Below are 17,718 nucleotides of genomic sequence, written 5' to 3' on the forward strand. Positions count from 1 at the left end.
CCGATGAAATCAGGCGGCAAGTTTTCCTTGGGTCAGTCACTGGATCTGCCGGCTCTTGATCGGGTTGACACGCTTGCGCAGGAACTCGCTCTGCTGCAGGACAAAAGCCAACGAAGGATCGCCATTCTCGGTAGCCGCCATGTGCCCGTTGTGGCGGTTCACCTGATCGAATTGGTGGCTCGCTCATTGGTGCAGGAAGGCCATGCTCTGATCACATCCGGATCTCAGGGGGTGAATGCAGCAGTGATTCGCGGGTGTCTTGAGGTGGATCCCTCCAAGCTCACCGTGCTTTTGCCCCAGAGCCTCGATCGGCAGGTTCCTGAAATCCGAGATCTCCTGGATCGGGTGTTGCACCTTGTGGACAAGCCTGAACAGGACGACCTGCCCTTGCCGATGGCCAGCAGTTTGTGCAATCAAGAGATCATCAACCGCTGTGATCAGTTGATCTGTCTCGCATTTCACGACAGTGAAACCCTGCTGGCGAGTGCACGAACTGCTGAGGACATGGGGAAGGTGGTGAGCCTTCTGTATTTCGACTGATCAGCCGGCGGCGCTGATCACGGCCCGCAGTCCCTCCACGTAGCAGATGCCAACGGCAGTCACCCCCGTAGCCCAGCAGAGTCCCCTCAGGGGTGGGACGTTGCCGACATAGGCAAACAGATAAACAAATCGGATGCCTGGCCAGATCCACGCTGCTGCGATGGCCGTGGGGCTGCTGACTCCGCTGATCAGACACAACAGCATGGCCGGTGCCCCCAGGGTCAGTGCTTCCCAGCTGTTCTCCTGTGCCCACACGGCGCGCTGCCCGAAGGCGGGCAGCCGTTCAAACATCGCCCGAGGCGCCTGAAGATCCGCCATGGTGAAGTCTGCTTTGGCCCGTCCGGCACCGGTGAGCACGATGCTCACCATCACGACGGCTCCCATCAGGCAAAGGGCCCAGGCAAACGCAGGGGTCATGACATCCAATCAATCCCCGGGACCCTAACGGGCTTGGGTGGACAGCACCCTGCTGGAGATCGACGGGTTTCTAAACTGGAGGATCGACAGGTTTGCGACATGGCCAGCACTTATTCCTTCGATGTGGTCTCTGACTTTGATCGTCAGGAGCTGGTGAACACCCTTGACCAGGTTCGTCGTGATGTTGGCAACCGTTATGACCTCAAGGATTCCGGCACCGAGATCGATCTTGAGGAAACGGAGCTGGTGATCACAACGGCCAGTGATATGACGCTTCAGGCGGTGGAGGATGTGCTGCGAACCAAAGCGACCAAACGCAACCTCTCCCTCAAGATTTTCGATTTTCAAACACCTGAAATCGTCGGAGGCAACCGGGTGAAGCAGGTGGTGAAGCTGCGTAAGGGCCTCAGTCAGGAGATTGCGAAGAAGTTGAGCAAGATGGTGCGCGATGAGCTCAAAAAGGTGACGGTGGCGATCCAGGGTGAAAGTGTGCGGATCACCGGTAAGAGCAAAGATGACCTGCAAGCCGCGATTCAGCTCGTCAAGAGTAAGGAAGATGATCTTGATGTTCCTCTGCAGTTTGAGAACTACCGCTGATAAGGAGATCGCAAGGTTTGGTGTTGAGATGATGTGACTCCAAAAGTGATCTTGAAGGTCTCTCAGTCATCGTGAGTTCCTGCCACAAATCCGTGCCTCAACAGATTTTGTGCTGGTTTTTGTGCTAATTTAAGTCAAAATCTCTAAATTAAGTGAGCAGTTTCGCCATTGTAGTTCGAGTCTTTGACGGCGAAGCTCCTTATCTGCAATCTTTCATTGACCACCATCGCCGTCTTGGGGTTGAGGCCTTCTATCCGGTAATTTCCCCAGGAGCGGCGCCATTGTGTAGAGACATATTCACAAAAAACGAGATTCACTTCTATGAGTCTGAGGGTCAGAGAATTAGAAGTGTTCAAGATCTGATTCGAGAGGACTATGTTGCCGTTATTGATGCGGATGAATACTTGCATCCGGATTTATTTGGATTCCTTGATGAAGAAAATGTTGAATCTCTCTTGATGCCATGGAGACTGACAGCATCGATGGATGATGATTTCTTTGAGTCTGCTCAAAAGAGATTTTTTGTTTTTCCTCAAGTCAAATCGATCGTTAAAACCTCTGCGCTCAAGTGGTTGCGTCTCCATGCTTCCAGCACCAGTGGCTCCGGTCGTTGTCTTGGGATTGCCCAAGGTCAACACTTCCCTGTTCAGCACTACTACCTTCGAGGTCTTGATGATCTGCTGTTGAAGGAGGGTGGTGTGGTCAGGCGAACCCTGGCTCAGAGCTCAGGCCGGAAGCAGGTGAATTTGAATGCGGATGCAGATTCGCTGGATTTTCCCAGCCGCCATGCCCGTGTGGCGTTTTTACTGAACGTTCTGGCGTCCAGGCCTGAGCAGCTCGATCCCTACAGCATGACGTTGGATCGATCCATGTTGGATCATCTCCGGAACAGTGTTGATGGTGATCCTGATGCTGCCAAGCAAGCTCTTCGCGACAGCGTTGCAAGGATCCAAAGGGTGTATCGAAAGCGCACGATCCATCGAGAAATCAGATCGACGCAGCAACTGCTTGCTTCAGATCCACACAAGGTCAGTTATCAGAACCGGGTTCTGAAGTTGCTACGGCGCGATTTTGAATTTCGTCAATCTTGGTTGGGGCTTTTTGAAAATGCTTGGGATTCCTTGTCGATGAATAGAGGGCACTTGTAAGTCTGCGATGTTGGTTTGTCATGTCGCATCTCGTCGACCGTCAATGATTCGAGCCAGTTCCAGGAAGTAGCCAGCGGTGCACCAACGTCCGTGGCTGCGGGAGCGGTTTTCCGTGTCCGAGCGGATTTCGCCGGTTTCGGCCATCAGCAAATCGAGTTCCCCCTGTGGCAGGTCGTAGAGGTCCTGCAGTTCCAGTTCCCGGCTCAGCAGATGGCTGCGGAACCATTTGCGGGTTTGTTCCTGGGGTGGGATGTCGCTGTTCACGGTGCAGCTCGGCCTGAATGTGTCATTCTCCGGCTATGCAGGTACTGAGCTGGGCTCAATTCGATCTGGCGGTGCAGCAGTTGGCTTCACGCTTTGCTGATTCTGCGGTGACCGGCGTTTATGGGGTCCCCCGTGGGGGCCTGTGCCTTGCCGTAGCGCTCAGCCATGCCATCGATCGCCCCTTGCTCTCAGCACCTGAGCCATCAGCCCTGATTGTGGATGATGTCTATGAAACCGGACGCACCTTGCAGGCGTTGAAAGGTGAGGTGCCGCAGGCATCCTTTGCGGTTTGGGTCAGCAAGGTGCGTCCTGATTGGTGGGTGGCAGCCGAGGTTGCCGCGTCGTCGGAATGGCTGGTGTTTCCTTGGGAGAACCTTGAACAGGCCCGTGCCGATGAGCAGGCGTACCGAGCCTCCCGGGGCCTGTGATGAACAACAGCGCGCGAACGATTTATTTGGCGTCTCCTTATGGCTTCTCGGAGCAATGGAAGCGGCTGTTGTTGCCGGAGTTCATCGGGGCATTGGAAGCCCTGGGATTGGAGGTCTGGGAGCCCTTTGCTCGCAATGGTCAGGTGAATCTGGCGGAACCCGGATGGGCCTATCGCGTCGCGCAGCGGGATCTGCAGGATGTGCGTGATGCCGATGCGCTGTTCGCCATCGTGAATGGAACGCCTCCCGATGAGGGGGTCATGGTGGAGCTCGGTGCCGCCATTGCCCTGGGTAAACCCACCTTCCTGTTTCGGGATGATTTCCGCAGGTGCACCGATTCCGAGCAGTATCCGCTCAACCTGATGGTGTTTGCCGGTCTCCCTGTGCGGGAGTGGCAGAAGTACGTCTACAGCGATGTGTCTGACATCACTGATCCCGACAAAGCCTTGGCCTGTTGGGCGCGATCCTGATGTTCGGGTGAATCGTGGTCTGTTGATGCTGCTCGCTCTTGGAGGAGCGCCTCAAGGCTGTGATGGTGATGATCAGTTGATGTTTGCTTGCCTCAGCTCAAAGGCAGCAGGAAGGAGTTGTTCGAGTTGCCTTGTGCCCACACCATCGATGCTCACCTTGGCCTTGCTTGGCAGCAGTTCCTGCATCACCTGACGGCAGGCGCCGCATGGCATCCGGGATCCAGTGGCTGCATCGCTCTGGGCATCGATGCAGCTCACGGCCAGTTCAATCGGTTGTTTGCCTTGGCTGATCGCCGTGAAAAGGGCGACCCGCTCTGCGCAGATGCTCAGGCCATAACTGGCATTTTCCACATTGCAGCCGTCGATCACACTGCCGTCATCACACCGCACTGCGGCCCCCACGTGGAAGTTCGAGTAGGGGCAATGGGCACGTTCGGCGGCCCGGCGCGCTCGCGCCAGTAAACACTCAGCGTTGTTCTCGGCAGGAGCCATGGGCCGTTTCCAAAAGGCTGCTCAGGGTTTTTGTCCCAGCTGATTGGGTCAGCCGGGACTGCTGGCTGAGTTCGAATCCCTTTTGATCATCAATGACCAGATCTCCGCTCACAGCGACACGACTCTCCTGGACAGGACCGCTGGAGGCGCCGGAGTCATTGAATGTGAGCGCTCCTAACGGGGCTTCGTAGGACCAGTGATAGGTCATGCGAGAGCCCGCGATCTGTTCAACACCGGAACTGCTGAAGCGCTCCACCAGGGGGGTGAGTCTGCTGTCGATCACCGTCCGAGGTTCAATCGCAGGGTTCTCACTCCGCTCAACCCGAAACTGCTGCTGCTTGAGGTGTCGGATGTCTGCAATTGGATGGCCAGACCACCGGGCCTCCACGGTCTGAATGGTGCAGACCAGTGGAGGTGGAGGTGGTGCTGAGGCCAGCACGGACTGATCAGGCCACAGCCGCGAAGCTTTCGCGGAAGGCGTTAATCGTCGCTTCGATGTCGGCGTCGGAGTGAGCCAGGGACGTGAAACCGGCTTCGAACGCTGACGGTGCGAGGTAGATGCCCCGCTCGAGCATGGAGCGATGCAGTTTGCCGAAGCGTTCTGAATCCGTGCTCTTGGCTTCTTCGAAGTTGCGCACGGGGCCTTCGCAGAGGAAGAAGCCGAACATGGCGCTGACGCTGGCCGCTGTGATCGGCATGCCAGCGGATTGGGCGGCGTCCTTGATGCCCGCCACGAGCTTCTGGGTTGTGGCCGTCAGCTTCTCGTAGGTGCCGGGCTGCTTGAGCAGTTCCAGGGTCTTGATGCCGGCGGTCATCGCCAGGGGGTTTCCACTGAGGGTTCCGGCCTGATACATGGGCCCAGCAGGGGCCACCATTCCCATGATGTCGGCGCGGCCGCCGTAGGCGCCCACAGGAAGGCCGCCACCGATCACCTTGCCCATGGTCGTGAGATCTGGGGTGACGCCAAAATGTGCCTGGGCACCGCCGTAACTGATCCGGAAGCCGGTCATCACCTCGTCAAACACCAGCAGAGCGCCGTGCTCTTTGGTGAGTTCCCGCAAACCTTCAAGGAAGCCGGGTTCGGGTTGAATGAAGCCGGCGTTGCCGACGATCGGCTCGAGGATCACGCCTGCGATGGCGTCGGGGTTCTCGGCGAACAGGGCCTTAACGGCTTCGAGGTCGTTGTAAGGCGCCGTGAGGGTGTTGGCCGTGGTGCTGCGCGGGACACCGGGGGAGTCGGGCAGGCCGAGTGTGGCCACACCGGAACCGGCTTTCACCAGGAACATGTCCGCATGGCCGTGGTAGCAGCCCTCGAACTTGATCACCTTGTCGCGGCCGGTGTAGGCACGGATCAGGCGCAACACAGCCATGCAGGCCTCGGTGCCGCTGTTGACGAAGCGCACCATCTCAACGCTGGGTACAGCGTCGATCACCATTTCGGCCAGGGTGTTTTCCAGGGCACAAGGTGCTCCGAAGCTGGTGCCCTTCTCGATCGCTTCCTGCAGTGCTGCGATCACCTCGGGGTGGGCGTGGCCGCAGATGGCCGGTCCCCAGCTGCCGATGTAGTCGATGTACTTATTGCCATCCACGTCCCAGGCATAGGGACCCTTCACCCGATCGAACACGATCGGCTGACCGCCAACCGACTTGAACGCCCGCACAGGGGAGCTGACACCTCCGGGCATCAGGGCCTGTGCTGCGCCGAAGATGGCCTGGGATTGGCTGGTGTTCAACGCGGGAGCTGTCACTGGAACCGACGCCAAAGGGCTGATGCAAACCGTGCAACATCCTGACTCAGGAACGACCGGTTCCGTTTGCTGTGTTTCTTAATTGCCCACTTCCCACGCATTTTGATGCGTAGTCTTTGATCAGATCGAGACCGATGTGGCCCACGACTGGTCAGTGCTGGAGAGGGATCTGCGCCGATGTCTGCCCCCTCGGGCCATCGTGGCGAAGCATCAGGAACTGCTTAGTTACGACTGTGACGGATTGACGCTTGAGCGCCACTGTCCGCCCCTGGCGGTGCTGCCGGAGACCACCGAGCAGGTCGCTGCGGTGTTGCAGTGCTGCCATCAACACGGTGTGCCGTTTGTGGCTCGCGGAAGCGGCACCGGCCTCTCGGGGGGAGCGTTGGTGGATCAGCAGGCGCTTCTGGTGGTGACCAGTCGCATGCGTCGGGTGCTCGACCTTGATCTGGCCAATCAGCGCGTCACGGTGCAGCCCGGGGTCATCAACAGCTGGGTGACGCGCGCCGTTGCAGGAGACGGGTTTTATTACGCCCCGGATCCCTCCAGCCAGGTGGTTTGCAGCATCGGCGGCAATGTGGCGGAAAATTCGGGCGGGGTGCACTGCCTCAAATACGGCGTGACCAGCAATCACGTTCTGGGGCTTGAGGTGGTCCTGCCCGACGGAACCATCACGCAGTTGGGCAACGGGCTGGCCGAATCCTCGGAACTGGACCTACGTGGTGCGTTCATCGGCAGCGAAGGAACGCTGGGCATCGCGACGGCCATCACCCTTCGCCTGCTTCGGGCTCCGGAGTGCGTGAACGTGCTGTTGGCGGATTTCGCCACGATGGAAGCGGCAGGGGAAGCGGTGCGATCGGTCACCGCGAGTGGTCTCCTGCCGGCGGGTATGGAAATCATGGACAACGTCACCATCAACGCCGTCAATGATTTCTTCGGCTACGACGAGTACCCCCGTGATGCAGCGGCCGTTCTGCTGATTGAGCTTGATGGGCAGGAGGCTGAGGTTCAGGCCTCTTCTGAGCGGGCCGAGGCGCTTTGTCGCGCGGCAGGAGCCCGTGGGCTGCGTCGGGCCCAAGACCCCACGGAATGCGCGGTGCTCTGGAAAGGTCGCAAATCTGCGTTTTCAGCGGTGGGAAAAATCACGCCGACCTATTACGTGCAAGACGGTGTCGTTCCCCGCAGCAGCCTTCCGTCGGTGCTTGCGGCGATTGAACGGCTCAGCCAGGAGCACGGCCTGCCGGTGGCCAATGTTTTCCATGCCGGCGATGGCAACCTTCATCCACTGATCCTGTATTCACTGGACCAGCCCAATGTGGAGCGGAGCGTGAAGGAGCTCGGTGCCGCAATCCTGCGGGTGTGTCTTGATGCCGGTGGCAGCATCAGCGGAGAGCACGGCGTCGGCGCCGACAAGCGCTGCTACCTCGACTGGATGTTCAGCTCGGACGACCTGGAAACGATGGGGCTGTTGCGGTCTGCTTTTGATCCAGACAACCGCGCCAATCCCGGCAAGGTGTTGCCCACGCCGCGCACCTGTGGTGAATCGGCCAAACGGATGGTGACGCTCCCCGCCGGCGTCGAGGTTTACTGAACAGGATCAGAAGAACGGTTCATCCCCGTCGTCGTCGGTTGGAGGCCAGTCCAGGTCAACGCTGACAGGGGCGTGGTCGCTGGGTTGTTGGTTGCCGCGCATGCCTTTGTGGATGACGCAGCTGCGGGCGAGTCTCAGCAGCTCGTCGCATAAATAGATGTGGTCGATGCGCCAACCGCGGTCCCGATCCCAGGCACCGCTCCGGTAATCCCACCAGCTCCAGTGACCGGAATCCGGTTCGAACAAGCGGAACACGTCCTGAAGCCGTTCACCGAGGGCGTCACGAAGGGCCTGGCGTTCGGCATCGCTCGCCATGATTCCGCCTGTCTGGCGGTCGGGGTCAGGAAGATCGCGTGCTTCGAGGCCGATGTTGAAGTCGCCGACCATGCAGAGCGGCTCTCCGCGTTGCTCCTGAGCATCGAGATAACGCTTCAGGCAGCCGAGCCAGGCCAATTTGTAGGGGTATTTCTCCGACTTCAGGCTTGATCCATTCGGGACATAAAGGTTGAGCACGCGAACGCCATTCAGCAGTGCGCTGATCACGCGCTTCTGTGCGCCGAGCTCGTTCGCTTCCGCATCATCCGGGAGCTCCCCAACAAAGCCGCAGCGCACATCCTCCAAGGGCTCGCGGCTGATCAGGGCGACGCCGTTGTAGGCCTTCTGGCCATGGATGTGCACGTGCCAACCAGCAGATTTGAAGGCTCCCAGCGGGAACAGGGGGTCATCCACCTTGGTTTCCTGCAGGCAGAGCAGATCCGGTTGCTCGCTCTCCAGCCAGCTGAGCACCTGATCCAATCGTGTGCGGACCGAGTTCACGTTCCAGGTGGCGATCTGCACGGCTGATCCAGTGGCGTCAAAGACCCTTAGCATCAGCCAACTCCGGATTCCGCTGATGTCTCGCCGTCTTGCGGCTGTCGCCCAGGCTGTGTTGTCTTCCCTGGTGGTGACGACGCTTCCGATGGGTGCAGAGGCCCAGGTTGAAGCTCCCTTTCAGAACCGCGAGGAACGCGAGATCTACGGCGACACCAATGGCAGCGGCTCAATTCTGGATGCCGCCAATCCCATGGATTTCTTGAACCAGATCCGACGGGCGACGGCCATGGACGACGCCACGCCTCCCTCCGATGCCATTGATGCTGCCCTCAAGGCCTATCAGAACCCTCCAGCGACGCCGTAGCGCTGGAGGGTTCTGATCCGGTGCTGCGGGCTGCGCTCAATCCCAGCTGTGCTGCCACAACATCGATCAAAGGATCGATCCTTCCGTTGGCGTCCCGCCGTTCTCGGGCTTGCTTGAGCAGGGTTTGAACCGCCTCTGAATTGCCTTGCTCTTGCCGCAATAGGGCCAAGGCCAGCAGGGGCCTTGCATCTGTCTTGTTCTCCGTGGCCAGTTGGCCGTACAACCTCATCGCGGTCTGGTCGGATCCGCTTTGTCGCAGCAGATCAGCCAAAAGCAAACCGATCTCCAAACGCTGGCCAGGTTCCAGCCCCTTGAACCGGGCCGTGAGCTCTGCTGTCACCTGACGCTGACGTCCCTGATCTTGGTCCAGGAGCACCAGCAGCTGCAGAACCTGCAGATCATTCGGATGCAGCCGCAGCAGATGCTGGAGGCTGCATCGGGCGGCCTCGGGCTGGCCATTGCGACGTTGCAGATCGGCTTTGAACATGGTTAGTTCGCGCGGCGTCGAGCGGCCAGACAGCCACGGTTGCAGCACAACTTCGGCCTCTTGCAGGCGCTCCAGTGTCACCAAGCGTTCCAGCAGCAGGCCCCGTTCTGCTTCGCTGAGTTCGTCCTGGTTCTGGAGCTGTTGCATCAGCAGCTCAACTTGTAGATCTTCAGCCTGGCGACTGCTGCGCGCTCGCGTTTCCGGGGCCATCGATGCCGCGGCGATCCAACCGACCAGTGCAGCCCCCACCATGGATGCCAGCAGCAACAGAATCCGGCGCGGGCTGGGCATCCGATCTCGAATCAGCCACTTCAGTCTGAGGAGATTGCAGTGGGCTGGCTACAGTCTTTACGAGGGCTTTTGACTCCGCCCGGTTCAGCATCAATGCGCGCCCATCCGATTCCCCCGGTCACAGAGCCGTTGCAGTACCGGGCCATCGGTCTTGTGCGCGGCACTTATGCCCCAACCGACCCCGAGCAACTCACCCGTGGCACCTTGACCGATGCCCAGGGGGTCCCCCTGGAAACCGTCGTGCTCGGTCGTGTGCTCACCCTGATGCGGCGGCATCTGCCCCTGGATCAACCCCACCTTTGGGTCGTGTATCCCAGAAGCCGTGAAAGTGATCATCTGCATCTGCAGATCGCTGGGGTCTGGGAACCCAGCACCCTGGCTCCAGACCAAGCCGATGCCTCCGACACCCTGCCGGAAGGGGACGACTTCTTTTCCGTTCGAGGCGAGTTGATCTTCACCAAGCCGGAAACCGGCGAAATGGTGGTGAAGGTGCGGCAGCAGGCCCGTGCCGACGGCCACCGTCCACTTCCCTTCAAGCTCCAGATCAAGGGAGAGCTCCCCCTCGAAAACCTGCGTCACTTCGTCAGCCTTGACCTGCGCCGCCAGGGCCAGGAACTGCACCTCGAAAATCACGACGTGATTGCTCCGATGCCGACGCGTGGCGGCAAATCCAAGGGAGGTCGTGGCCGTGCCACCTCCCGCGCTCGCAGCTGATGGCCGAGGGGGGGCAGGGCTCCACGGGGGCACTTCGGGCCGGCATTGCCGTTGCCGGCATCACTGCCCTCGGCGCTTTTGGTCCTGCCCTGGGTCTGTCTGCTGCCTGGATCGTTGTGGCGGTTGGGGGTGCCCTGGTCACCCTCAGCGTTGATGCCGCCACCTGGGAAGGCATGGGCGGGCACATCCTTGCCGAAGCTTTGCCCGGTGGGCAGGAGCGTCTGCGTCGGATTGCGGTGCATGAGGCGGGCCATGTTCTGATCGCGGAAGCGGAGCAACTTCCGGTTCAGCAGGTGCTGGTGGGAACCCTGGCCTGTGTGCGTGCAGGACTGCGAAGCAGCGGCGCCACGGAGTTCGCCGTGCCGGACAGCGTCCGCATGCCGCTTGAGGATCTACGCCGTTGGAGCCGGGTGCTTCAGGCCGGCATCGCTGCTGAGACCGTGGTTTTCGGCAAGGCCCGTGGTGGGGCCGATGACCGCGCTTTGCTGGGACGGCTTTGGGGACTGTCGGGCCATGACGTGGCCACCGCCCAGCGGGAGCAGCGCCGCGCCCGGAGGGAGATTGAGCAGCAGTTGCGTCAGCAGCGGGAGGTGCTTGATCAGCAGGCCTTTGTTCTGTTGGAGGCGGCTCCGCGTCTAGGGCGATGAGCGCTCTTTGGATTGATGCACCAACAGGGTTGGCAGGGGACATGCTCCTGGCCGCACTGTTTGATCTGGGTGTGGACCAGGCCGTGGTGGAGTCGCCTCTGGCGGCCCTCGGTTTGACGGGGCGCTATCGCCTCACCCAGCAGGAGGCGCGCAGTGCTGGTCTCCGAGGCATCCGCGTTGATGTGGAGGGTCTTGAGGATCAGCCGCCCCACCGCCATTGGTCGGGGATCCGTGATCAAATCAATGCAGCTGCTTTAGCGCCATCGCTGAAGCAACGGGTGCTCGCCGTGTTCACCCGTCTGGCGGAAGCCGAAGCCACCGTGCATGGAACTCCGGTGGAGGCCGTTCACTTCCATGAGGTTGGAGCCATCGATGCCCTCGTGGATGTGGTGGGTGTCTGTGCGGCGATTGACGACCTCAATCCAGCCAGGATCGTCTGTTCTCCGTTGCCTGCGGGGAGCGGAACGGTGGCAACCGCCCATGGCCTGTTGCCCGTGCCCGTGCCCGCCGTGCTTGAACTGGCACGACGTCACCGCATTCCTCTGCTTCAGGGCGGAGATCTGCCCACAGGAGAGTTGGTGACGCCCACGGGCCTCGCCCTGGTGTCAGTTCTGGCGGATCAGTTTGTCGCTCCTGAACGTTTGGTGGCTGACAAGGTTGGTGTTGGCCTCGGCCACCGCCAACTGGATCGCCCCAACCTGGTGCGCCTTGTGCTGCACACCCCAGCCGTTACTGCGGAGGAAGGTCCCCGTTGGGAGTCGTTGGTGGTGCAGGAAGCCTGGATCGATGACGCCACTCCAGAGGAGATTGCGGTGTTGATGAATCGCTTGCGTGATGCGGGAGCGATTGATGTGGCGGTGCAGCCGTTGCTGATGAAAAAGGGCCGCAGTGGTCAGTTGCTCATGTCGCTGGTGCGGGATGGGGATGCCGACCAGCTCCGCAGCCTCTGGCTCACTGCTGGCAGCAGCATCGGCCTGCGGGAGCGGCGCCAGGGACGCTGGGTGTTGCCGAGGCGGCAGGGTGTGCTCGAAACGCCCTGGGGTCCCGTCGCCGCCAAACAGGTGCGTCGCCCCGATGGCCGTTGCACCGTCAAAGCCGAGGCGGATGCCCTTGAGGCTCTTCAGGCCAGCACTGGGTGTTCCTTTGATGAGCTGCGGGCTGCTGTTGCAGTAGCGCCGTTCGTCAGCACGGACGATTGGGCCTGATGGGCAAGGTTCTCCGGAAACCCAAGCTCTGGATCACGCTGGCCAGCCTGATCTTCATCGCTGTGGCTTTGGCCCAGCAGGCGGGCCAACTTCGCCAGCTGAGCTTGGTGGCCAACGGTTGGTGGTGGCTGGTGCTGGGGCTGGGCCTCACCTGGCTCAGCATCCTGATCAATGGTCTGGCCTGGCGCGACCTTCTGATCTGGTTGAGACATCCTCCCCAGGGGGTTGCGGTGGTGCCGCTGTTTGTGCGGAGCAACCTTCTCAAGTACCTGCCGGGTGGGATCTGGCATCTGGTGGAGCGGGTCCGCGTGCTGCGTCCGGCGATTGGCGGCGGCCCTGCCCTGGCTGGGGTGATCCTTGATCCACTCCTGATCGTGGCGGCGTCCGTTCTTGTTGTGGTTGCTGGTGGATGGCAGCAGGGCCTTGCCCTGCTGGCTCCATGGCCCGCGCTGTTGATGATGTCCCGCTGGCGCGAGCCCCTTCTGCGTCGACTGGAGCGTTCCAAGGCAGCGCAATTGCAGTCGCTTGGCAGTGGGGCACTGGAAAGTGAGGGAAGCGGCCGCGGCGGCTATCCCTGGCGGCCCCTCAGCCTTCAGCTGCTGTTTGTGTTCTGCCGCTTTGCCGGGTTCTGGTGCAGCGTGCAGGCCTTCGGCATTCAAAGTCCGGCACCGTTCACCTGGCTTGCGGCCTTTGGTCTGGCCTATGCCGTTGGGCTGGTGGTGCCTGGTGCCCCTGGGGGGCTCGGGGTGTTTGAGGCCACCCTGCTGCTGCGTTTGGGTGCTGCCGTACCAGAGGCGCAGTTGCTCGCGGTGGTTCTCAGCTACCGACTTCTCTCCACCCTGGCCGATGTTGTTGCCAGCGGGGCCCTGGTGGCCGATCGGATGCTGGGCCAACGTTTGAAACGCCACCGCTGACCCCCGTGCTGTTGTGTTGCTGAGTCGTCGACGGATGCTGCAGTTGGTGCTTGGCACCGGTCTTACGGCAGCGGCCCTGCCCTTGAGCGCCGCAAGGGGAGCTGTTCAACGGGTTGGGCTGATCAGCGATCTCAACAGCAGCTATGGCTCCACCCGCTACATCCCTGCCGTGGATCAGGGGCTTGATCAGCTCATTGGCCTGCAGCCGGATCTGGTGGTGTGTGCTGGCGACATGGTCGCGGGTCAGATGCGAGGCCTCACGGGTCAGCAGCTGGATGCCATGTGGCGGGGCTTTGAGACGTCGGTTCTGCAGCGGCTTCAGGCGGCGAAGATTCCACTGCTGCCAGCGATCGGGAACCATGACGGTTCACCGGGTTTCCCCATGGATCGTGCTGCTGTGGGTCGGTTCTGGACCCCGATCCGTTCACGGATGGGATTGGTGTTTGTGGATGCCTCGCAGTTCCCGTTTCGCTACTCGGTGCTGCAGGACGGGATCTTCTGGCTGGTCTGGGATGCCAGCTCAGCCCGTGTTCCTGAGGATCAGCTGATCTGGGCACAACAGCAGTTGGCCAGCACCGAGGCACAAAAGGCCCGTGCTCGGTTTGTGGTGGGTCATCTCCCCCTGGCTGGGGTTGGTCTGGGCAAGGATCGCCCCGGTGAGGTGTTGGAGCGGGGAGGTGCACTTCAGGCCTTGATGGATGCCGCCGGCGTGCAGGCCTACATCAGTGGTCATCACCACACCTGGTTCTCCAGCCGTCGTGGCCAGCTTGATCTGATCCAGCTCGGTGCCTTGGGCAGTGGCCCCCGGCGCCTGTTGCGTGGTGAAGCGCCAGCACAGCAGACCTTCACCTTGTTGGAGATCGATGGGGGCAGGGGCACCCTGCGGGAGACCACCTACGCCGTGTCCACGGGACGGCCGCTCTCCTGGTCCACACTCCCGCTCCGTCTCAACACCCGCGCTGGCTTGCTCCAGCGCAACGCATCAGAGCGTTTGCTGCGGGGGTGACGAGCCCTCTCGTCTGGAGGCGTGATCCAGGGTTGGCACCAAGGCCATGGCGGCCACCAGCCCCAGGAGGAGGATCATCAGGGCCGGCAACATCGCTTCGGCCAGCCGTTCATCGCCGGCGTACTGGAACACGCGCACCGAGAGCGTGTCGAAGTCAAAAGGCCGCAGGGCGAAGGTGAGGGGAAGCTCTTTCACCGTATCCACGAACACCAGCAGCAGTCCGACGGTGATCGGTCCGCGCAAGAGGGGCAAATGCACCCGTTGGAGCACGCGCTGCCACGGTGATCCCATCCCCGTCGCCGCCTCATCGAGGCTCGGGCTGATCCGTTCCAGGGCTGCATCCAGGCCTCCTTTCGCCACCGCCAGAAATCGATCGCTGTAGCCCCACAGCAGCAGGAGCAAGGGGGCGACCTGCCAGGGGGCGCCCGTGAGCAAAAGGGCCAGAGCCAGGACGGTGCCGGGGATGGCGTAGCCCGTTCCGGCCAGGAAGCTGAGGCTTTTCAGCCATGGGGCGCTGGACCAGCGTTTGGCGATGGCCAGCACCAGCGCTGCCGTTACCGCCAAAACAGCAGCGACCAGAGCCAGCAAAAGACTGCGGCCGCTCAGACTGATCAGATCGTCGTTCCAGCTGGTTTGGAGCTGGTCCAAGTTGCTGGCGGCCCACAGCAGTGGGGTGCCCAGGCTCACGATCGGAGGGATCACGGCGAGCAGTTGCGCCACCCCAGCGCGGAATCCATGCAGGTGCCAGGCGGTTGCATCCCCGCCGGCCACGCCATCGCTCCAGCGCCGACTGCGCCTGCGCAGGCTGCGTTCACACACCACCAACGTCAACACGATCACCAGCGTGATCAAGGCCAAGCCGATGGCGCCTGCGGGATCGCCGTTGGACTGCCAGGTTTCCAGGATGCCCGCGGAGAGACTCGGGATGCCGAGCAGCTGCACGGCACCCAGCTCATTGACCACTTCCATGCCCATGAGAGCGACGCCGGCTCCGATCGCGGGCAGTGCAATGGGCAAGGCCACACGCCGGAAGGCTGACCAGGGACCAACCCCCAGGCTCCGGCATGCCTCCAGCTGACGCTGACCGCTGACGGAGAAACTTTCCGTGCTCAACAGGAACACATAGGGGTAGGTCGTCAGGGCCATCACAGCAATGCCCCACCCCATGCCGTGAATGGTCCAGCTGTGGCGACTGCCCAGATCAACGAGGATCGCCGAGAGGAGATAGGCCGGCGTTGCCAGGGGAATCAGCTGGGCGATGCGCAGCCATGCCCGACCGGGAAAACGGCAGTTGCACAGCAGCCAACCGTTCGCAGTGCCAAGCAAGGTGCCCAGCGTTGCTGTTCCGAGCAGCAGCTGGATGGTGCCAACGATCTGGCGTATGCCATCGGGGCCAAGATCGCTGAAGCCGCTGTGCAAAGACGTCAGGGCCTCCCTCACCAGCGTCAACACCGGCCAGATCGCAACCAGGCCAGTGATGGAGGCGATCAGGATCAGGGCCAGCCGGGTTGGGCTTGGAACAACACTCCGGTTGGGCAGCAACTTCACTTCAGGGATGGGCCGGACACCGTTGTCGCGACGTCGTGTTGCGACATTGCCATGGAACGAGTCTGGCGATGAACGATGGGGATCTGATTCAGGGCGTGCAAACCGCACACCGGCTTCGATCATTTGTCACACTCATAAGCTCGGTCGGTTCCCAAGCTTCATCTGATCTGTGGAACAGCTGCTCCCGATGGAGCCAACGGTTGCTTTAAACGGGGTCTGGCACAGCTACGGCGACGCCTCTGACGGCTGGACCCTGAAGGGGGTGGATCTTCAGGTGGCGCCAGGGGAGCTGCTGGGCCTGCTGGGCCCCTCCGGCTGTGGCAAGACCACCCTGCTCCGCTTGATTGCCGGCTTCGAACGCCCCCGGCGCGGCACGGTGCAGCTGGATCAGCGCACGGTGGCTGGAGATGGGATCTGGATGGAACCGGAACGTCGGGGCGTTGGCATGGTGTTCCAGGATTACGCCCTCTTCCCTCACCTGAACGCTTGGCAGAACGCCAGTTTCGGTTTGCCCCGGCGGAATCCCAACCGTGAGCGCGTGGCCTGGTTGTTTGCGTTGCTGGGGCTGAAGGGGCTCGAGCAGCGCTACCCGCACCAGCTCTCCGGTGGCCAGCGGCAGCGGCTGGCGTTGGCACGCGCTCTGGCACCAGCGCCCAGGGTGGTTCTGCTTGATGAGCCTTTTTCAAGCCTGGATGTGGAGGTGAGGCTCCGCCTGCGCAGTGAGCTCTCCTCCGTACTGGACGCCTGCGGTGCGAGCGGCGTGATCGTCACCCATGACCCCGGAGAAGCTCTGGCGATCTGTGATCGCGTTGCCGTCATGCGGGATGGTGTGCTGCATCAATGTGCATCGCCTCCCGAGATCGTGAGGTCACCGGCGACGCCTTTTGTTGGATCCTTTGTGCTTCAACGCAATTTGATTCCAGTGCAGGCCCATGGCCAAGGCCAGTTGTCTTGTCTCCTGGGAGATCTGGATGCATCGGCCCCATGGGTCCAGGCGGACCGCGAAGCCTCCGGTGACTGTTGTGTGCTCGTGGATCCGCACGACATCACTGTCGTCGCCGATGCCGAAGGAGAGGCCAGCGTGCTGGGCCGTGAATTTCTGGGGGATGCATGGGAGTACCGAATCCGTGTCGCGGATGTGCTGGTGCGGGCCCACTGTCCGATCGAACAGGAGCATCCTCCCCACGCCCGTTGTCGCCTCAGCTTCAGGGATGGGGCCAGAGTAACGCTGCTTCCGCTTGGCCAGGCGCTGGCATAAAAAATCCCCCGCCGCAGCGGAGGATTGGGGAAAAGAATTGATGGTTTCAGCGTTGGTGATGACGCACCGGGATGGGCACAAGCACCGGCTGGCGTAAGCCGCCACCGCCGTTGTCATCATCGGAATCAGCCAGAAGCCACAGCAGCAGGCTGGCAAGAACAAAAACCGTTCCAAGCAGCAGTGGTTCGACCATTGAGGTTTCTCCCATGGCACGCACAATAAGCACCATTCCTGGGTTCTGCTGAATCAGCTGAAACCTTTTCCTGCATCCGGTGCCACACAGGCCTTGAGTTGTTCCCGCAGGGTGCTGTGGTCGATGTCGCGGCCGATCAGTACCAATTGATTCTTGCGATCACCGGTCCAGTCGGTGTCGTCGATGGAAAAGCGTTTGCCCGCCAGATGGAACACATGGCGGCGTTCGCTTTCGTTGAACCACAAGACTCCCTTGGCCCGGAACACCTCCTGGGGCATCTGGTTGTCGAGGAAGTTCTGGAACTTGCGCAGGGAGAAGGGGCCATCACTTTGGAAGGACACGGATGTAAATCCCTCGATGTCCTGATGGTCGCCGTGGTTGTGGCTGTGGTGATGGTGGCCATGGTCATGACCGTGATCGTGCCCATGGTTGTGATCGTGCCCGTGTTCATGACCGTGATTGTGGTCATGGCTGCAGTGGCCATGGTCGTGGTCGCAGTCGCTGTGATCCAGGCTCGGATCGTCGGCAGGGGAACTCACCTTGTCGGATTCGAATAGTCCAACGCTGAGCAGCAGGGGTAGAGGGA

The 17,718-nt window shown here is 61.2% G+C and carries 23 protein-coding genes; 13 read left to right on the forward strand and 10 right to left on the reverse strand.

The window, feature by feature from the left end:
• Nucleotides 1-3 precede the first annotated feature (3 nt).
• Entirely contained in the window at nucleotides 4-540 is a 537-nt protein-coding gene (locus DXY35_RS07015) for a DNA recombination-mediator protein A (RefSeq protein WP_115081700.1), read from the forward strand.
• Here the strand turns inward: DXY35_RS07015 and DXY35_RS07020 are convergent, their stop codons facing one another.
• On the reverse strand, nucleotides 541-957 hold the full coding sequence (locus DXY35_RS07020) for an MAPEG family protein (RefSeq protein ID WP_115161484.1): 417 nt from the start codon (nucleotides 955-957) through the stop codon (nucleotides 541-543). It lies immediately after the preceding gene.
• Nucleotides 958-1,056: 99 nt separating this feature from the next.
• Between DXY35_RS07020 and DXY35_RS07025 the strand changes: the two genes are divergently transcribed.
• Nucleotides 1,057-1,554 carry a YajQ family cyclic di-GMP-binding protein gene (locus tag DXY35_RS07025; RefSeq protein ID WP_115081702.1) on the forward strand — a complete coding sequence of 166 codons (498 nt, stop codon included), beginning with the start codon at nucleotides 1,057-1,059 and terminating at the stop codon, nucleotides 1,552-1,554.
• 152 nt (nucleotides 1,555-1,706) lie between these two features.
• The gene (locus DXY35_RS07030) at nucleotides 1,707-2,702 is read left to right on the forward strand and encodes a glycosyltransferase family 2 protein (protein WP_115081703.1); all 996 of its coding nucleotides are present in this window, start codon (nucleotides 1,707-1,709) and stop codon (nucleotides 2,700-2,702) included.
• 18 nt (nucleotides 2,703-2,720) lie between these two features.
• Here DXY35_RS07030 and DXY35_RS07035 read toward each other — a convergent pair whose 3' ends face one another.
• Nucleotides 2,721-2,966 carry a hypothetical protein gene (locus DXY35_RS07035; protein ID WP_115081704.1) on the reverse strand — a complete coding sequence of 82 codons (246 nt, stop codon included), beginning with the start codon at nucleotides 2,964-2,966 and terminating at the stop codon, nucleotides 2,721-2,723.
• A gap of 35 nt (nucleotides 2,967-3,001) precedes the next feature.
• Here DXY35_RS07035 and DXY35_RS07040 point away from each other — a divergent pair, with 35 nt between their 5' ends.
• Both DXY35_RS07040 and DXY35_RS07045 read left to right on the forward strand, forming a co-directional pair.
• The gene (locus tag DXY35_RS07040) at nucleotides 3,002-3,394 is read left to right on the forward strand and encodes a phosphoribosyltransferase (RefSeq protein ID WP_115081705.1); all 393 of its coding nucleotides are present in this window, start codon (nucleotides 3,002-3,004) and stop codon (nucleotides 3,392-3,394) included.
• Nucleotides 3,394-3,864: a nucleoside 2-deoxyribosyltransferase gene (locus DXY35_RS07045; RefSeq protein ID WP_115081706.1), complete on the forward strand. Its 471-nt coding sequence runs from the start codon at nucleotides 3,394-3,396 to the stop codon at nucleotides 3,862-3,864. Before DXY35_RS07040 ends, DXY35_RS07045 begins: the two co-directional genes overlap by 1 nt.
• A gap of 72 nt (nucleotides 3,865-3,936) precedes the next feature.
• Here the strand turns inward: DXY35_RS07045 and DXY35_RS07050 are convergent, their stop codons facing one another.
• The 3 genes from DXY35_RS07050 to hemL are packed head-to-tail and all read right to left on the reverse strand — an operon-like array spanning nucleotide 3,937 to nucleotide 6,104.
• Complete coding sequence (locus DXY35_RS07050) at nucleotides 3,937-4,356, reverse strand: cytidine deaminase (RefSeq protein WP_115081707.1); 420 nt, start codon at nucleotides 4,354-4,356, stop codon at nucleotides 3,937-3,939.
• Nucleotides 4,331-4,795 carry a hypothetical protein gene (locus DXY35_RS07055; RefSeq protein ID WP_244272988.1) on the reverse strand — a complete coding sequence of 155 codons (465 nt, stop codon included), beginning with the start codon at nucleotides 4,793-4,795 and terminating at the stop codon, nucleotides 4,331-4,333. Before DXY35_RS07055 ends, DXY35_RS07050 begins: the two co-directional genes overlap by 26 nt.
• Nucleotides 4,796-4,802: 7 nt before the next feature.
• A complete protein-coding gene (gene hemL / locus DXY35_RS07060; protein WP_115081708.1) occupies nucleotides 4,803-6,104 on the reverse strand; it encodes a glutamate-1-semialdehyde 2,1-aminomutase in 1,302 nt (433 codons plus the stop codon).
• A gap of 136 nt (nucleotides 6,105-6,240) precedes the next feature.
• Between hemL and DXY35_RS07065 the strand changes: the two genes are divergently transcribed.
• Nucleotides 6,241-7,692 (forward strand): FAD-linked oxidase C-terminal domain-containing protein, encoded by a 1,452-nt coding sequence (locus DXY35_RS07065; protein WP_115081709.1) that lies wholly within the window; start codon nucleotides 6,241-6,243, stop codon nucleotides 7,690-7,692.
• A gap of 6 nt (nucleotides 7,693-7,698) precedes the next feature.
• Here the strand turns inward: DXY35_RS07065 and xth are convergent, their stop codons facing one another.
• Nucleotides 7,699-8,562, reverse strand: coding sequence for an exodeoxyribonuclease III (xth, locus tag DXY35_RS07070; protein WP_115081710.1), 864 nt, complete (start codon nucleotides 8,560-8,562; stop codon nucleotides 7,699-7,701).
• A 22-nt stretch (nucleotides 8,563-8,584) separates the two neighbouring features.
• On the opposite strand from xth, the gene DXY35_RS07075 reads away from it, so the two are divergent.
• A complete protein-coding gene (locus DXY35_RS07075) occupies nucleotides 8,585-8,869 on the forward strand; it encodes a hypothetical protein (protein ID WP_115081711.1) in 285 nt (94 codons plus the stop codon).
• Here DXY35_RS07075 and DXY35_RS07080 read toward each other — a convergent pair.
• Nucleotides 8,835-9,647, reverse strand: a complete 813-nt coding sequence (locus tag DXY35_RS07080; protein WP_244272990.1) for a hypothetical protein — start codon at nucleotides 9,645-9,647, stop codon at nucleotides 8,835-8,837. The genes DXY35_RS07075 and DXY35_RS07080 overlap by 35 nt on opposite strands.
• Nucleotides 9,648-9,740: 93 nt before the next feature.
• Here DXY35_RS07080 and DXY35_RS07085 point away from each other — a divergent pair, with 93 nt between their 5' ends.
• The 5 genes from DXY35_RS07085 to DXY35_RS07105 are packed head-to-tail and all read left to right on the forward strand — an operon-like array spanning nucleotide 9,741 to nucleotide 14,133.
• Nucleotides 9,741-10,361, forward strand: a complete 621-nt coding sequence (locus DXY35_RS07085) for a hypothetical protein (RefSeq protein ID WP_115081712.1) — start codon at nucleotides 9,741-9,743, stop codon at nucleotides 10,359-10,361.
• Nucleotides 10,361-11,008: a hypothetical protein gene (locus DXY35_RS07090; RefSeq protein WP_115081713.1), complete on the forward strand. Its 648-nt coding sequence runs from the start codon at nucleotides 10,361-10,363 to the stop codon at nucleotides 11,006-11,008. The genes DXY35_RS07085 and DXY35_RS07090 overlap by 1 nt, the downstream gene beginning before the upstream one ends.
• Complete coding sequence (larC, locus tag DXY35_RS07095) at nucleotides 11,005-12,213, forward strand: nickel pincer cofactor biosynthesis protein LarC (protein ID WP_115081714.1); 1,209 nt, start codon at nucleotides 11,005-11,007, stop codon at nucleotides 12,211-12,213. Before DXY35_RS07090 ends, larC begins: the two co-directional genes overlap by 4 nt.
• Complete coding sequence (locus DXY35_RS07100; protein WP_115081728.1) at nucleotides 12,213-13,127, forward strand: lysylphosphatidylglycerol synthase domain-containing protein; 915 nt, start codon at nucleotides 12,213-12,215, stop codon at nucleotides 13,125-13,127. Before larC ends, DXY35_RS07100 begins: the two co-directional genes overlap by 1 nt.
• A 34-nt stretch (nucleotides 13,128-13,161) precedes the next feature.
• Nucleotides 13,162-14,133, forward strand: a complete 972-nt coding sequence (locus tag DXY35_RS07105; RefSeq protein ID WP_115081729.1) for a metallophosphoesterase — start codon at nucleotides 13,162-13,164, stop codon at nucleotides 14,131-14,133.
• On the opposite strand, the gene DXY35_RS07110 is transcribed toward DXY35_RS07105, so the two are convergent.
• On the reverse strand, nucleotides 14,110-15,804 hold the full coding sequence (locus DXY35_RS07110; protein WP_244272994.1) for an iron ABC transporter permease: 1,695 nt from the start codon (nucleotides 15,802-15,804) through the stop codon (nucleotides 14,110-14,112). The genes DXY35_RS07105 and DXY35_RS07110 overlap by 24 nt on opposite strands.
• A gap of 64 nt (nucleotides 15,805-15,868) precedes the next feature.
• Here DXY35_RS07110 and DXY35_RS07115 point away from each other — a divergent pair, with 64 nt between their 5' ends.
• The gene (locus tag DXY35_RS07115; RefSeq protein ID WP_115081731.1) at nucleotides 15,869-16,939 is read left to right on the forward strand and encodes an ABC transporter ATP-binding protein; all 1,071 of its coding nucleotides are present in this window, start codon (nucleotides 15,869-15,871) and stop codon (nucleotides 16,937-16,939) included.
• Nucleotides 16,940-16,985: 46 nt separating this feature from the next.
• Here DXY35_RS07115 and DXY35_RS07120 read toward each other — a convergent pair whose 3' ends face one another.
• Together DXY35_RS07120 and DXY35_RS07125 are read right to left on the reverse strand one after the other, a co-directional pair.
• Complete coding sequence (locus tag DXY35_RS07120; RefSeq protein WP_114988287.1) at nucleotides 16,986-17,168, reverse strand: hypothetical protein; 183 nt, start codon at nucleotides 17,166-17,168, stop codon at nucleotides 16,986-16,988.
• A 17-nt stretch (nucleotides 17,169-17,185) separates the two neighbouring features.
• Nucleotides 17,186-17,718: GTP-binding protein (locus tag DXY35_RS07125; RefSeq protein WP_137006721.1), on the reverse strand; the 533-nt coding region annotated here is incomplete at its 5' end.

The sequence above is a fragment of the Synechococcus sp. N32 genome, assembly GCF_900473895.1.
Lineage (GTDB): Bacteria > Cyanobacteriota > Cyanobacteriia > PCC-6307 > Cyanobiaceae > Parasynechococcus.

Excerpts from the sequence above, each read along its gene's own strand:
- DXY35_RS07120 (WP_114988287.1), bottom strand. The coding sequence starts at position 17,168 with ATGGTGCTTATTGTGCGTGCCATGGGAGAAACCTCAATGGTCGAACCA.
- DXY35_RS07040 (WP_115081705.1), top strand. The coding sequence starts at position 3,002 with ATGCAGGTACTGAGCTGGGCTCAATTCGATCTGGCGGTGCAGCAGTTG.
- DXY35_RS07110 (WP_244272994.1), bottom strand. The coding sequence starts at position 15,804 with ATGATCGAAGCCGGTGTGCGGTTTGCACGCCCTGAATCAGATCCCCAT.
- larC (WP_115081714.1), top strand. The coding sequence starts at position 11,005 with ATGAGCGCTCTTTGGATTGATGCACCAACAGGGTTGGCAGGGGACATG.
- DXY35_RS07050 (WP_115081707.1), bottom strand. The coding sequence starts at position 4,356 with ATGGCTCCTGCCGAGAACAACGCTGAGTGTTTACTGGCGCGAGCGCGC.
- DXY35_RS07090 (WP_115081713.1), top strand. The coding sequence starts at position 10,361 with ATGGCCGAGGGGGGGCAGGGCTCCACGGGGGCACTTCGGGCCGGCATT.
- DXY35_RS07025 (WP_115081702.1), top strand. The coding sequence starts at position 1,057 with ATGGCCAGCACTTATTCCTTCGATGTGGTCTCTGACTTTGATCGTCAG.
- DXY35_RS07020 (WP_115161484.1), bottom strand. The coding sequence starts at position 957 with ATGACCCCTGCGTTTGCCTGGGCCCTTTGCCTGATGGGAGCCGTCGTG.
- DXY35_RS07105 (WP_115081729.1), top strand. The coding sequence starts at position 13,162 with ATGCTGCAGTTGGTGCTTGGCACCGGTCTTACGGCAGCGGCCCTGCCC.
- DXY35_RS07100 (WP_115081728.1), top strand. The coding sequence starts at position 12,213 with ATGGGCAAGGTTCTCCGGAAACCCAAGCTCTGGATCACGCTGGCCAGC.
- DXY35_RS07015 (WP_115081700.1), top strand. The coding sequence starts at position 4 with ATGAAATCAGGCGGCAAGTTTTCCTTGGGTCAGTCACTGGATCTGCCG.
- DXY35_RS07115 (WP_115081731.1), top strand. The coding sequence starts at position 15,869 with ATGGAGCCAACGGTTGCTTTAAACGGGGTCTGGCACAGCTACGGCGAC.
- DXY35_RS07075 (WP_115081711.1), top strand. The coding sequence starts at position 8,585 with ATGTCTCGCCGTCTTGCGGCTGTCGCCCAGGCTGTGTTGTCTTCCCTG.
- DXY35_RS07045 (WP_115081706.1), top strand. The coding sequence starts at position 3,394 with ATGAACAACAGCGCGCGAACGATTTATTTGGCGTCTCCTTATGGCTTC.
- DXY35_RS07085 (WP_115081712.1), top strand. The coding sequence starts at position 9,741 with ATGCGCGCCCATCCGATTCCCCCGGTCACAGAGCCGTTGCAGTACCGG.
- xth (WP_115081710.1), bottom strand. The coding sequence starts at position 8,562 with ATGCTAAGGGTCTTTGACGCCACTGGATCAGCCGTGCAGATCGCCACC.
- DXY35_RS07080 (WP_244272990.1), bottom strand. The coding sequence starts at position 9,647 with ATGCCCAGCCCGCGCCGGATTCTGTTGCTGCTGGCATCCATGGTGGGG.